At 48.9% G+C, this 13494-nt stretch carries 14 protein-coding genes; 1 reads left to right on the forward strand and 13 read right to left on the reverse strand.

Going from position 1 to position 13494, the window contains the following annotated elements; genetic code table 11:
- Positions 1–510 precede the first annotated feature (510 nt).
- The 8 genes from spoIVA to IC804_RS03055 form a co-directional block, all read right to left on the reverse strand.
- The gene (spoIVA, locus tag IC804_RS03020) at positions 511–1989 is read right to left on the reverse strand and encodes a stage IV sporulation protein A (protein WP_008879624.1); all 1479 of its coding nucleotides are present in this window, start codon (positions 1987–1989) and stop codon (positions 511–513) included.
- A gap of 160 nt (positions 1990–2149) precedes the next feature.
- A complete protein-coding gene (locus tag IC804_RS03025; protein WP_008879625.1) occupies positions 2150–2872 on the reverse strand; it encodes a hypothetical protein in 723 nt (240 codons plus the stop codon).
- A gap of 19 nt (positions 2873–2891) precedes the next feature.
- A complete protein-coding gene (locus IC804_RS03030) occupies positions 2892–3095 on the reverse strand; it encodes a DUF2768 domain-containing protein (RefSeq protein WP_008879626.1) in 204 nt (67 codons plus the stop codon).
- A gap of 182 nt (positions 3096–3277) precedes the next feature.
- Complete coding sequence (locus IC804_RS03035; protein ID WP_008879627.1) at positions 3278–4309, reverse strand: NAD(P)H-dependent glycerol-3-phosphate dehydrogenase; 1032 nt, start codon at positions 4307–4309, stop codon at positions 3278–3280.
- A 256-nt stretch (positions 4310–4565) separates the two neighbouring features.
- The gene (der, locus tag IC804_RS03040) at positions 4566–5876 is read right to left on the reverse strand and encodes a ribosome biogenesis GTPase Der (RefSeq protein WP_008879628.1); all 1311 of its coding nucleotides are present in this window, start codon (positions 5874–5876) and stop codon (positions 4566–4568) included.
- A 275-nt stretch (positions 5877–6151) separates the two neighbouring features.
- The gene (locus tag IC804_RS03045) at positions 6152–6337 is read right to left on the reverse strand and encodes a capping complex subunit for YIEGIA (RefSeq protein WP_008879629.1); all 186 of its coding nucleotides are present in this window, start codon (positions 6335–6337) and stop codon (positions 6152–6154) included.
- Complete coding sequence (locus IC804_RS03050) at positions 6327–7229, reverse strand: YIEGIA family protein (protein ID WP_008879630.1); 903 nt, start codon at positions 7227–7229, stop codon at positions 6327–6329. The genes IC804_RS03045 and IC804_RS03050 overlap by 11 nt, the downstream gene beginning before the upstream one ends.
- The gene (locus IC804_RS03055; RefSeq protein ID WP_029760978.1) at positions 7226–7822 is read right to left on the reverse strand and encodes a YphA family membrane protein; all 597 of its coding nucleotides are present in this window, start codon (positions 7820–7822) and stop codon (positions 7226–7228) included. The genes IC804_RS03050 and IC804_RS03055 overlap by 4 nt, the downstream gene beginning before the upstream one ends.
- 166 nt (positions 7823–7988) lie before the next feature.
- Here IC804_RS03055 and IC804_RS03060 point away from each other — a divergent pair, with 166 nt between their 5' ends.
- On the forward strand, positions 7989–8123 hold the full coding sequence (locus IC804_RS03060; protein WP_008879632.1) for a YpzI family protein: 135 nt from the start codon (positions 7989–7991) through the stop codon (positions 8121–8123).
- Positions 8124–8338: 215 nt separating this feature from the next.
- Here the strand turns inward: IC804_RS03060 and IC804_RS03065 are convergent, their stop codons facing one another.
- From IC804_RS03065 to IC804_RS03085, 5 genes are all read right to left on the reverse strand, one after another.
- Positions 8339–8866 carry a hypothetical protein gene (locus IC804_RS03065; RefSeq protein WP_051358516.1) on the reverse strand — a complete coding sequence of 176 codons (528 nt, stop codon included), beginning with the start codon at positions 8864–8866 and terminating at the stop codon, positions 8339–8341.
- A 456-nt stretch (positions 8867–9322) separates the two neighbouring features.
- Entirely contained in the window at positions 9323–9550 is a 228-nt protein-coding gene (locus IC804_RS03070; RefSeq protein ID WP_029760979.1) for a hypothetical protein, read from the reverse strand.
- The gene (locus tag IC804_RS03075) at positions 9547–10743 is read right to left on the reverse strand and encodes a Ger(x)C family spore germination protein (RefSeq protein ID WP_216367089.1); all 1197 of its coding nucleotides are present in this window, start codon (positions 10741–10743) and stop codon (positions 9547–9549) included. The genes IC804_RS03070 and IC804_RS03075 overlap by 4 nt, the downstream gene beginning before the upstream one ends.
- A 37-nt stretch (positions 10744–10780) precedes the next feature.
- Complete coding sequence (locus IC804_RS03080) at positions 10781–11899, reverse strand: GerAB/ArcD/ProY family transporter (protein ID WP_081157168.1); 1119 nt, start codon at positions 11897–11899, stop codon at positions 10781–10783.
- Positions 11900–11912: 13 nt separating this feature from the next.
- The gene (locus IC804_RS03085; protein ID WP_051358517.1) at positions 11913–13457 is read right to left on the reverse strand and encodes a spore germination protein; all 1545 of its coding nucleotides are present in this window, start codon (positions 13455–13457) and stop codon (positions 11913–11915) included.
- Positions 13458–13494: the final 37 nt, after the last annotated feature.

Raw genomic sequence — 13494 nt, forward strand, 5'->3', positions numbered from 1 at the left:
CATCTTGTTTACTACCATTTGTGCACACTTTTCTGCTTTTCTATACATAGACATTAACAGATTTGGCGGCGAAAAGGTTGGCGCACGCAAGAATAAGCGCTGCACCCGCGTAGCCAATGATTCTGTTTTCATTCAGAACGACTGACAGAAAATGCGCCCGCACCCGCCGCCGATCGAGGCGTCCCCTTGACAGTTCAGGCGCCACCCGCCTCCTCAAGATGAGGCGGAAGGAGCGACGGAACTGCCTTCGTTCCGCCAAGATGCGGTGACATGCCTAATCTTAACCAATTTATCGCGATAATTCAACATCTTTTTCGCCAAAGCGGCCAATTTTAGGCATATTTCACCAAAACAATGATTTCAGATAAAAGATTACCATAACGCCATGCGCATAATCAAGTGCCAATCCTGATTTCTCAAGGGTTTCAGCGATTTTTTTCTCCTATGAAAGATTAATGGCGAAAAAAAAGAGCTCCCGGATTGGGAGCTGAGCGCGCGGTCTTCGTTTTTCTATAAAATAATGGCGATGAGGCCGCCGGAGCCTTCGTTGATGATGCGTTCGAGCGTTTCTTTCAGCTTGTAGCGGGCGTTTTCTGGCATGAGCGCAAGTTTCGCTTGGATGCCTTCGCGGACGATCGAGCTGAGCGATCGGCCGAAAATATCGGAGTTCCAAATCGACAGCGGATCGTCTTCAAAATCTTGCATTAAATAACGAACGAGCTCTTCGCTTTGTTTTTCCGTACCGATAATCGGCGCGAATTCCGATTCGACATCGACTTTAATCATATGGATGGACGGAGCAACCGCTTTTAAGCGAACGCCAAAGCGCGATCCTTGGCGGATGATTTCCGGTTCGTCAAGGCTCATGTCAGACAAAGCAGGCGAAGCGATGCCGTATCCTGTTTGTTTGACCATTTTCAATGCGTCAGCGATTTGATCGTACTCTGCTTTTGCATGGGCGAAGTCTTGCATAAGCTGGAGCAAGTGATCTTTGCCGCGAATTTCAACGCCGACGATTTCTTTTAAAATTTGGTCGTACAGCTCATCCGGCGCATACAAGTCAATTTCGGCGATCCCTTGCCCCATTTCGATGCCGGCAAGCCGTGCCTTTTCAATGAAATCGTACTCAGCAAACTGCTGAACAACCCGATCAACATCGCGCAGCCGCTTAATGTCTTTCACCGTGTCGCGTACCGCTTCCTGATAGCTTTCACGCAACCAATGGTCCTCACGAAGCACCATCACCCAACTCGGCAAGTTGACGTTCACTTCGAGCACCGGAAATTCATATAATGCCTCACGAAGCACGTTATATACATCGGTCTCGCGCATGCTTTCCACGCTCATAGCGAGCACCGGGATGTCGTACTTTTCAGCAAGCTCGCGGCGGAGCGCTTCGGTTTCCGGATGATGCGGCCGAACGGTGTTGACGACCATAATAAACGGCTTGCCGACTTCTTTCAGTTCGCCAATGACCCGCTCCTCAGCTTCTACGTAGTCTTGACGTGGAATTTCCCCGATCGAGCCATCCGTCGTAATGACAACCCCGATCGTCGAATGTTCTTGAATGACTTTCCTTGTCCCGATTTCTGCCGCCTCTTGAAACGGAATCGGCTCTTCATACCAAGGGGTGTGGATCATCCGCGGGCCGTTTTCATCTTCATACCCTTTCGCGCCAGGCACGGCATAGCCGACGCAGTCGACAAGGCGAATGTTGACTTCAAGCCCGTCATCGACTTTCACCGTCACCGCTTGGTTTGGCACGAATTTCGGTTCCGTCGTCATAATCGTTTTGCCGGCGGCGCTTTGCGGCAGTTCGTCTTGGGCGCGCGCTTTATCGGCTTCGTTTTTAATGTTTGGAATGACAACAAGCTCCATAAACCGTTTAATAAATGTCGATTTTCCGGTACGGACAGCGCCGACAACGCCTAAATAAATGTCGCCGCCAGTCCTCTCGGCGATATCTTTAAAAATATCGACCTTTTCCAAATGACTCCCCTCCAGTCCTTCGGTCGTTATTAGAAACAACGAAATCAACTAGTATGATAGGACACTATATGCATATGATGTTGTCCTATTCGGTTATGACTAAAAAGCGATGAAAAAATCCCTTCTCTAGAATGTATTTTCCTAGAGAAGGGATGATGACTCATTTCGTGAAAAAAATCGGCTCGTTCGTTTTGGCATCGATCGTATACGGAAGGGAGTACGCCGGTACAAAGAGAGAGTGATCCGTCAACAGAGCACGGATGTCATCTCCCGGCTTATAATGGTGCGGATATTTTTTCAAGGCGTTATACAGGTCAGAACGGTAATCAATGTAAATTTCCCCCCTGCCGTCAATGACAAACGACAAGTTGTTGCCGGAAAACGGACTGACCGCGTATGGCGGCTCTTTGTAGCCGAGTTTCTTGTAATCGAGTGTAAACACACCTGGCGCGACAACATCTTTAAACGGCGGATAACGGTGCTCATCCGTATACATCTTCAGCCGCAGCTTCAGATCGCGGATGCGCTCAGCTAAGCGTAAATCGAGGAGCTTGACCGTTGGGTTCGTTTCCGCATCAATAATGACATATTGAAAGACGCCTCCACTTTCATAGGCGTTTCCTGGCGGTTCCTGCATATAGCGCGGAACGAGTTTTTGGAAATCAATTGGGTACTTTAAGTAAACCGGCGTTTTCATATCGCGCGTTTTAATCGGCAACAGTCCGCCGGTCGCCTTCCGGTACTCATTAACCGCCGATTGGACGGCCGCCACTTGGTCTTTGTAAGGGATTTGGTTTTGTTTTAGCCGCTCTTGCGGATATAAACACCCAGAAAGCGGCACGATAAACAGGCAGACTAAAAGGAAGCGAGCAATCTGTTTCATGAGTTCCTCCATCCTTTGACTATTGCGGCGTCGGTCCGCTGAACACAACGAAAAAGATGATGATGCCAGCTAACACTAACAGAATATAGGCAATAAACGACAAAAGAAAGCTTAACCATTTGATCTTGATCTTATAGCGGCTCAAATAAATGAAGCCGACTGAAATAAACATAAATACCATCGAGGTGATGGCGATCCACATTTTTGCCAAAGCTGGTGACATGGGCGTTCCTCCTTTTTCGACAACTACTATTATAGCATCGCCATAAAAAAAGCTGAAGTAAAGCGGGGCTTTCTTTACTTCAGCATCGCCTTATACCCTTCCGGAAGCTCGAGCCGATGATGGTTCGTCATATTGTATGCAAAACAGAGACGACTTGTATCACCATCCGCCTATTTTCGGTGTTACTGTTCGGCAAAAATGTTCATTAAATCGTTCATTTCCTGCTTTTTTCCGCGCGCCATGAGTGAATCGACCGCTTCTTTCGGATTTTTTCCGTCAAACAGCACTTCATAGAGCACTTCGGTAATCGGCATTTTCACACCGAGCTCTTTTGCCAACTCATAGGCGGCTTTTGTCGTCCGCACTCCCTCAACAACCATCCCCATGCTTTCAAGCACATCATCAAGCTTTTTTCCTTGGCCAAGCATATGGCCGGCTCTCCAGTTGCGGGAATGAACACTTGTGCACGTGACGATCAAATCGCCGACCCCAGCCAGTCCGGCAAACGTCAACGGGTTAGCGCCGAGGGCGCAGCCAAGACGGGCTATCTCAGCCAATCCCCGCGTAATCAGAGCCGCCTTTGCGTTATCTCCATAGCCAAGCCCATCGCTGATGCCGGCGGCTAATGCAATAATGTTTTTCAGCGCCCCGCCGACTTCGACACCGACTAAGTCAGGGTTCGTATAAACGCGGAAATAGTGGTGATTCATAAATACATCTTGAATACACTGTGCCGCTTCCATGTTCGGCGATGACACTGCCACCGTCGTCGGATGGCGGAGCACCACTTCCTCAGCATGACTCGGCCCGGAAAGGACGACGACGTCCTCTAGCCATTCACTGATTTCTTCGGTGACAATTTCCGACACGCGCTTATGCGTCCCCGGCTCGATTCCTTTACTGACGGCAACGATCGTGATCGGCGCAGCCAAACACATGCGCGCTCTCTGGAGTACCTCGCGGATCGCTTTCGTCGGCACGGCTAGCACAACAATGGAAACGCCATCAAGCGCGGCGCCAAGGTCGTCATAACCGATAATAACCTCCGGCAGGCGGACGCCTGGCAAATATTTTTCGTTTGTCCGCTGTTCATTGATCTCCCTCACTTGTTCAGCCCGATGGCTCCAAAGCCGAACGCGGTGCCCATTGTCAGCTAAAACGAGCGCCAACGCCGTCCCCCAACTTCCTGCCCCCAATACGGTAATGTTCTCCATCGCTTCCCACTTCCTTTGCCCGATTGTCACTTTCCTGAAAAACGCTGCTCGAGGTCAAATCACCTTCGCCTTTGGATGGCCAGTCTCTTCCGGCGAAGAACATGTGCCCGCCGCGACAAATCGCTCACGCTTTTCTTTCTGTCTAGCTTTGGCGCCTAGCTCTCTTCCACCAAATAACCTCCCCCTCGGGGTGCAAGCCCCCCTGTGGCCGGAGAATGTTTGACTTCGAGAGCTGGTCTCGGCGCCGCCGCTTTTCTTATTTCCGCGGGCGGGCAATGATTTTGATCGGTGTACCTTCGAAGCCGAACGCGTCGCGGATGCGATTTTCCAAAAATCGTTCGTATGAAAAGTGCATGAGTTCCGGATCATTGACAAAAGCGACGAACGTCGGCGGTTTGACGGCGACTTGCGTCATATAATAAATTTTTAGGCGCCGACCGTTATGCGTCGGCGTCGGGTTCATCGCCACCGCATCCATAATGACTTCATTGAGCACGTTCGTTTGAACGCGCATCGCGTGGTTGTCACTTACGAGTTGCACGAGCGGCAACAGCTTATGAAGCCGCTGTTTTGTCTTCGCCGACACAAATAAAATCGGTGCATAGTCCAAAAATGGAAAATGATCGCGAATTTTCCGCTCAAATTCCACCATTGTTTTATCGTCTTTTTCGACGGCATCCCATTTATTGACGACGAGAATGACGCCACGCCCTGCCTCATGTGCATACCCGGCGATTTTTTTATCCTGTTCAATAATCCCTTCCTCTGCGTTCAGGACAACGAGCACGACATCCGAGCGCTCAATGGCTCTTAGCGCGCGCAACACACTGTATTTCTCCGTGCTTTCGTAAATTTTTCCTCGTTTGCGCATTCCTGCTGTATCGATAATAACATATTTCTGACCTTCGCGGACAAACGAGGTGTCCACAGCGTCCCTCGTCGTGCCGGCGATGTCGCTGACAATCACTCGTTCTTCCCCTAAAATGGCGTTAACCAGCGACGATTTACCGACGTTTGGCCGGCCGATGAGGCAAAACTTAATCACGTCTTCCTCATATTCTTGGCCGTGATCTTTCGGAAAATGGCGAGCAACGGCGTCAAGCAAATCGCCAAGTCCCGTTCCGTGCGCCCCAGAAATGGGGTACGGCTCGCCAAAACCAAGAGCGTAAAAATCGTAAATCAAATCACGCATCTCCGGGTTATCGATTTTATTCACGGCGAGCACGACTGGCTTATTCGACCGGCGCAGCAGTTTCGCCACTTCTTCATCAGCGGCTGTCACACCGTCACGGCCGTTCGTCATAAAGATGATGACGTCCGCCTCATCGATGGCGATTTCTGCCTGCTGACGAATTTGCACAAGCAGCGGCTCATCACCGATGTCAATGCCTCCCGTGTCAATTAAATAAAATGAATGGTTCAACCATTCGGCGCTGCTGTAAATGCGGTCGCGCGTCACCCCCGGTACATCCTCAACGATGGAAATGCGTTCTCCGACGATGCGGTTGAAAATGGTTGATTTCCCCACATTCGGACGGCCGACAATGGCCACGACTGGATTTGCCATGCTACCACCCTTTATCCTCATTTTTACATCGTTTTGCTCTTGAAAAAAAACGCCCTGCTCCTAGGGCATCGGTTCACCACCGTTAAGCGTACTGACGCTCCATTTCTTTTACTGCCAAAGTTATGGGGAGCTGCCTCCTCTTTTTTTACATGTTTTGTCCATTTAGGTTACATGAACATGTGCAGTTTTACCCATCAAGGATATCTTTTGGTGATGAACCAAGACATGCTACAACTGCTTTATTTTATCAAAAAGCGAAACGTCCAACAACCGCTTTAATGCTTGACAATCACAAACAATCCGTCACTTAGTTCATGGGCGATGCCGTCTAAAATCGCCTCTAAATTGGTAGCGATCTGTTCCATTTCCTCTTTTGTGCGGCAAACGAAAATCGGGGCACCACCGGCCACGTTTTCAGCATTGGTCGTAATAATGGCCAAAATCATTTTTTCATGCGTCATCACTGCCGCCTCCTCTCCGTTTCCACCGCCGTTTCGCCGGCATGCGGATGGCGCTCTCAAGCACCGGAACATTTTCAATGACCGCTTTCGCCTTTTCGACATCCTTCACTTGCGGCAAAATGAAAACGCCGACGCGACCGTCGTTTAAATCGCGTTTGGCAAGCGGCACGAGCGCCGGTGTTCCCGAGTCACGGTAAATGCCAAGCGCCGTCGATACATCGTGCAAAATCGCTTGCCGCTGCCCAAGGTTGGCGATCGTTGTTCGGGCGTTGAAGTTTTTCGGCGTCAAAATAAAGCCCATCCCGTAACGCAAAATCTCTTCCCTTCGCGCCGGCAACCCGATATTCATAATGTAAATATTGTCGACATAAAGCCCTGCTCCTTCAAAATGAGGCTTGACATATTTCACATCGGCGATATCTTTCAACCGGCTTCCGCTCATAAACCGCCGCGCCACCATTATGCCGATGACGCTGACCACGAGCGCAGCCCAAACATTCCACATTAAATAAAAGAGCGTGGAGAAAAAAGAGACGAAAATAACTAAATAGTTCCGCCCTTCAAAAACAATCGCAATACCTTCAATGTATGTTTTTCCGCGCGGCACTAGTTCATACTGATCCAGCTCGTTTAACGTATTGCGCTCCATATTGCGTACGTCGCGAAACTGCGAAGCCGCCAACGCCAAAAACGTGATGGCCGCAAATTCTTTTTCCATAATCGCCGGCACAGCAATCGTACCCAAGCCGGCTGCGATGGCTCCTAACGCGATATGGATCGTCCGGCCGTGCAAGTATGTCGGGTATTGGCGGTAATCAGTGCGCAATAAATAAAGACGCGTTAATACCCCAACAGCCACACCGTATAAAATTGGAAATGTATATTCGTTCACGGCTGTCTCGTCCCCCCTACAGACCGTTTTTCCTCAAGCTGAAGTGAAAGGAAGCGAATCATTTCCCAAGCGAGCAAACATGACGCGCTAATCGCTGTCACATCTAAAAAAGAAAACGAACCGAGCACGTAGTCAGGCCCCATCCGGTGAATGGCCGCAGCGTACACCGCTTCCCCTTGGCAACCACCGAGCGCCAAACAAAGAAGGCGGTCGACAAGACCACGGTGGAACAGGCAGCTGACGAGGGCGAGCCACCAAGCGAGCATCCACTGGCCATCGAACCAAATCCAAACTGGGTCAAACAAGGCAAGCAAACGGAAGGCGGTGTAAGCAAACGCCAATCCGGACGCCGATAACGCCATCAACAGCGGGTGGCACGGCCGCCGCTCGACCGCTGTGTAACAGGAAAAGAAAAAAAGCACAAAAAAGGACAACGCCACATGAATAGAGCCAACTTCCACCGTCAACGAGGCCGAACTGATCATGAAAAGCGCAAACACCGCCAGTTTCGTGCGGACGGCGGTCTTTTTCATAAAAAACGTTGCCACAAGCCATACCGACCAAAAAAAGAGATAAAAATACATCCCTTCCATTTTTTCCACCCCTTATTATGTTCATTATGCCATTTTTTATCCTCTTCTAACCGGCAAGACCGGCATATAGAGATGAATGACTGTTTTCCATTGTTAAACATGCATAGAAAAACCATCGCCCGGTCATAGTAACAAATGATCATCACATAGAAAGGAGCGGGATTTGGTGGGAAAAGATCGGCAGGAGAAAAAGTTGAAACAGTCGCGGCAAGTTGAGTCAGACCGTGATCAGTCGCTTTCCTATAAAGGGGCAAGCCGGCTCGATACGCCGGAAGAGGCACGCGAACGGAACAGATCCTAAAAAGGTTGGCCGCTTTTCGAGGCGGCCGGCTTTGGATGAATCGCCAAAACTGTGGTTGGTGCTAATGTTCTTATTCTTGCGAAGCAACTGATGAGGAAGAAGTCCGCGGTTTCCGCCATTTGGCGACTAGCAGCAGAAACAACGGAATAACCGTTTGCACGATCGTTAACTAAAAAGAGCCGGCTGTTTCTACAAAATGTGCGATGTCCATTAAATCATTCGCCGACCAAATGGAACAGAGCCACAATGTAAGCCTGAGCAAAAAAACAAGCGGCTGATGCTGAGAGATAGTTAGCCACTGAGCTGTTGCTAATGCAAGGACATAATAAAAGATGGAAATTTTCATCCCCACCCCAAACCTCATGACAATCACCTCGACGTGCTCTAAAAAGATCCGCGATACTAATGTAGTGGACAGCATTCATCACCGGATACACAAAATCACCCGTAATATTTCCGAGCACAAAAAGAGTCATTACGTTGGCGACAAATAAGGTAAGCATAATTAAAATAACCGTGATGTTTCCCCACTTTTGCCCGCGATCCTCGTCAATGACATGCGGAAGCAAAAACGCCATTAAAAGCTTTTGCGGGGCTGCTGTGCCCATGATCGACGGCAAAAGCCTGTTTTCAAACATCGACAACATATTTTTCGGATCGATATCCGGGAGCAGCAAAATCGCGATGAGCATCAGTAAAATCATGACGACAGGTACAAGAATTTGCGCCAGCCGCCCGAGCACGTGAATTCCGCTGCGGGCGACGACAGCACATCCCCCATCGTTCCCATCACGAAACTCATTGGCGCACGAACCAAAAAATGACCGACAATAAACTCCCCATATTCACGGATAGTAATTCCGGTAATATGAAAATAAAACAAAAAAGCAATCCGACTAGTTTTCCGAACACTTTCCTAAAATGTCTGCACTATATTCAATCGGCATTTTTTTCGGATAAAGACAGTGCAACTGAACAGACAGATGCACTGTCAAAAATCCGATGAGCGAAGTCCAAAACGGCGACATCCACATATCTTGCCTGGTGTGTTGAACCGTCCCCCCCTAGGACAAGCAGGATGGCTGTAGCAATAATGCTGGATACAGCAGCAACATCATGTACGGACGGAATTTTCCCCTTTTGCAATTGCCTTCCACTTCCTTGTCGTTCCATGTTTGTTCCGTACAAATTAAGCGTTTTTACTTTTCTAACATTTTCCCGAAGGGACGGAACAAACGATCCACTGCTTGCGTCGGTCCGGGAAGATCTGGATTCACCATTAATATGACTCCCAACAGCATAGCCAGGCAAAGCAAAATAGCGACAGCTGCCTTCTCCTTTTTGTACTCCCGCTCAAGCCGAGACCATTCGTACCACCAAATCAGCCCGACAATGATAAGCATCCCGACGACTAACCATGCTTTCATTCTTTCACCTCTTGTTCTGGCACACCTTGCGGAGGGAAATTCATTCCCGGCCGGCGCACTTTCACCGTTATGTTCAATTCTACAGGCAAATCAGGAAATACATCGTTCCAACGTTTTTTCAGATGGCGCCAACGCGATGGATATTTTTTATGAATCGCGTCAGCAAAACCGAACACATCAACTTTCATGTCTTTCTGCAGCTGATCCAGGGCGCTTCTCATTCGTCGTTTTATATCTTTTTCCAGCTCTGTTTCGATGCGCTGAATATTTCTTTCACTTAATAAATCGAGTTTTGTTCCATTTAATATAATGTCATGTTCCGATGTGACATTGACGATAATCTTCCATCTCCCTTTCTCATGCTTCGGTGTGATATCAGTATGCGCGCGGATCATTCGCGATGTAATATTTCCTCTTTCTCCTGGAACCCTCGCCGTCACATGCGCCAGTTTGATTTCGTCGCGAATCCATAACACGCCGCGCGTTATATAATCGTCAATCTGTCCGATCATTCGATCTTTCTTAAAAACCGCCGTACTGTAAATAAAGGGGATCGTCTCTATTTCTTTCTTTCCTTTTGGAGGTGGCAACACTTTCACCATCGGCAGCAACACCGTTTCTGCTTCGCTGTTTAGCGTTTGCAACGTTTCTTTCGCCGTTTTCCGCATCAATGTTCTTGATTCCGCCATTTCCCTTAGCACTTCCGATGCACTTTGTTCAATCGGGGGAATGAGTTCGAGCATACTTTTCGCCGATCCTTTGCCGACAAACACATTACAGCGAGTACGGGTTTGTGGATGGCGAATCAAAAAGTCGAGATGCTCACGAATGCCCACTTTCGCTGCCTGTTCACCGAATATGACGATCTTCATATGCCCCCAAAACAAGCGGCGGGGCAACCGCTCCTGCAATTGGGCAATGGCGTCAGCGATTGTCACGCCTGTCCCTGACCGAATGATTGTTTCTTCTTTGTCACCGCCTGTCCCCCCCATTTGTCCACTCCCGATCACCCGCGGCACGGCTATCTCTACTGTCAGTCTAATGTTTCCGTTTTTCACCCGATCAATGCCGATTCCGAGCACGATCGCAATGTCGTTAATTTCCTCCCGGTCCCAACAGCCACCGAGTATGACGACATTGATGCTGACTAGAAGAAAAACAAGTGCTCGTCTCACTTTTTTCCCGATCGCCAAGGCAGTTCACCCTTTTTTTGCTTAATAGCAGTGGACGTTATTTTCTTTCTTGGTGTGAAACAGCCGGCTGCGGGGACGCAGCCCGATTTCGCCATTTCGCCACTAACAGGAGAAACAACGGAATGACGGTTTGCACAAATGACAAGTAAAACGAGCCGGTTGTCCCTAGAAAATGGGTCAGCTCCACTAAATCATTTGCCGACCAGTTAGAAAGCAAACATAAAAGCAACCCGACAGAAAAGACGAGCGGCTCGTATTGGGATAAGTTCAACCACCGGGCTAAGCCAGTCACAAGAGCATAATAAAAGACCGAAATTTTCAAAAATACACCGACGACCCAAAGCGCCATGACGACCACCTCGACATGCTCCAAAAAATCAGCGATGCTAATATACCGGGCGACACTGATCACCGGATATACAAAGCTGGCAGTAATGTTTCCAAACACGAAGAGGGTCGCCAAATTCGTGAAAAATAATGTCAACATAATCGATACAACCGCGATGTTTCCCCATCTCCGTCCATGATTTTCATCGATGACATGCGGAAGCAAAAATGCCATTAAAAAGCATTCGCTAAACCAGCTTTGCGGGGTTGCTGCGCCCATGATCGACGGCAAAAGCCCGTTTTCAAACATCGGAAACATATTTTCCAGCTCGATATCCGGAAACACCAAAATAACAATGATAGTTAACAACAAGATGACAACGGGCACGAGAATTTGTGCCAGTCTCCCAAGCACAGCAATCCCACTGCGAACGGCAACAGCACAAACAAACACCATCGCTCCCATCACAAAGTCAATTGGCGTGCGAAACAAAAAGTTACCGACGACAAACTCTCCGTATTCGCGGATAATAATCGCGGTGACATGAAAATAAAAAAATAACAAAAGCAAGCCGATGAACTTGCCGAAAAACGGACCAGCGATATCCACGCTATATTCAATCGGTGTTTTTTTTGGATAAAGCCGGTACAACTGAACGGTGATGTGCACCGTCAAAAAGCCGATAAGCGAAGCCCAAATCGGCGATAGCCACATATCTTGCTGGGCATGTTGAGCCGTCACCCCTGGGACAAGGAGAATGGCAGTAGCGGTAATAGCCGGATACAGCAACATCATCATCTGCACGGACGTGATTTTTTCATTTTCCATCCTCTTTCACTCCTTAGCTTTGACGGTTATTCCTCCTCCGCTCATTTATGCGTGGACGAGCGTTCAGCTTCCACCACGGAGTGCGGGTAAGGACATCTTTTGCTTGATGCTCCATGTTAGGGACGTGAGCATTCAAATACGGAACGCCAAGAGAGCGAAGGGAAGCCATATGTATCAGAATCAACAGCAGTCCGAGCATAATCCCAAGCAGCCCAAGCGACCCGGCTAAAAACATCATCGGGAAGCGCAACATTCTCAATGCAATCCCGGCCGTAAACCGCGGGATCGTAAACGAAGCGATACCCGTCAGCGCTACAATCATAATCATCGGCGCGGAGACAAGACCGGCCTGAACCGCTGCCTGGCCGATGACGAGCGCCCCGACGATACTCACCGCCGCCCCTGTCTGTTTTGGGAGTCGCACGCCGGCTTCACGCAACGCTTCAAATACGACTTCCATTATTAGCGCCTCAACGAGCGCCGGGAAAGGTATGCGTTCCCGCGAAGCAGCCACCGTTAATAAAAGGGTCGTCGGGATCATTTCTTGGTGAAACGTCAAAATGGCGATATACGCGGACGGCAACAAGAGCGAAATCAAGAGAAACAAATACCGCAACCAACGAATGAGCGCGCTGATCAGCGCGCGCTGATAATAATCTTCGCTAGATTGGATCAAAGAATAAAACGAAACCGGCATCACCAACACAAACGGGCTGCCATCCTGCATGATGACAATGCGCCCTTCAAGCAAATTGGCAATCGCCACATCCGGCCGCTCCGTGTTTAATACTTGCGGAAACGGCGAGTACGGATGATCTTCAATCAGCTCTTCGATATACCCGCTTTCAAGCACGCCGTCCAATTCAATGCGCTGAAGCCGTTTTTCCGCTTCCGTGACAAATGCCTCAGGAGTGATGCCTTCCATATAACAAATTACGACTTGTGTTTTTATATACTTGCCTAAGGTGACTGATTTCGTTTTTAATAGCGGGCTGCGGATTCGGCGTCGCAATAAGGAAAGGTTCGTTTCCAATGATTCAATAAATCCTTCACGCGGGCCTCTGATCACCGATTCGGCTATCGGCTCTTCAATCGGCCGTTTTTCCCATTCGGACAATCCTAAAGCGAATCCTTCGCTTTGTCCATCAATCAACAGCACCGGACTTCCAGCGGCGATATACTGAACGCACTCGCCAATCGTTTGTACCTTGTTGACTTTCGCAACGGTCAATTGTTGCTCGAGAAGGCTCGTCGCATTCAGCTGTTCGGTAGGCGACGCGCCTTGCCTACTGTCTGAATTCTTCTCCATCAACGGACGAAGCACATTTTCATTCATTTCTTCCATATTGGCGAGCCCGTTGATATAAATTAAAACGGCGCTTGTATGCCCACCGATTTTAAAAGAACGGAAGATGACATCGATGCAGTCTCTATAAATATTCTGTATTTTTTGTAAATTATCATTCATGTTGACCGCTAGGGCGTCTTGCGTTCCGCTTGGCTTTGTCACCGCTGGCTGCGACGGACGGCCCTTTTTCCCTCTTTGAAAAAAACGCATGCTGTTCCCCCTCTTCCTCGCTGTGCACATGTTTTAT

Source organism: Geobacillus sp. 47C-IIb (assembly GCF_014679705.1).
Taxonomy (GTDB): Bacteria; Bacillota; Bacilli; order Bacillales; family Anoxybacillaceae; genus Geobacillus; species Geobacillus thermodenitrificans.

Excerpts from the sequence above, each read along its gene's own strand:
- IC804_RS03025 (WP_008879625.1), bottom strand. The coding sequence starts at position 2,872 with ATGAAACAGATTGCTCGCTTCCTTTTAGTCTGCCTGTTTATCGTGCCG.
- IC804_RS03030 (WP_008879626.1), bottom strand. The coding sequence starts at position 3,095 with ATGTCACCAGCTTTGGCAAAAATGTGGATCGCCATCACCTCGATGGTA.
- IC804_RS03035 (WP_008879627.1), bottom strand. The coding sequence starts at position 4,309 with ATGGAGAACATTACCGTATTGGGGGCAGGAAGTTGGGGGACGGCGTTG.
- der (WP_008879628.1), bottom strand. The coding sequence starts at position 5,876 with ATGGCAAATCCAGTCGTGGCCATTGTCGGCCGTCCGAATGTGGGGAAA.
- IC804_RS03045 (WP_008879629.1), bottom strand. The coding sequence starts at position 6,337 with ATGACGCATGAAAAAATGATTTTGGCCATTATTACGACCAATGCTGAA.
- IC804_RS03055 (WP_029760978.1), bottom strand. The coding sequence starts at position 7,822 with ATGGAAGGGATGTATTTTTATCTCTTTTTTTGGTCGGTATGGCTTGTG.
- IC804_RS03070 (WP_029760979.1), bottom strand. The coding sequence starts at position 9,550 with ATGAAAGCATGGTTAGTCGTCGGGATGCTTATCATTGTCGGGCTGATT.
- IC804_RS03080 (WP_081157168.1), bottom strand. The coding sequence starts at position 11,899 with ATGGAAAATGAAAAAATCACGTCCGTGCAGATGATGATGTTGCTGTAT.
- IC804_RS03085 (WP_051358517.1), bottom strand. The coding sequence starts at position 13,457 with ATGCGTTTTTTTCAAAGAGGGAAAAAGGGCCGTCCGTCGCAGCCAGCG.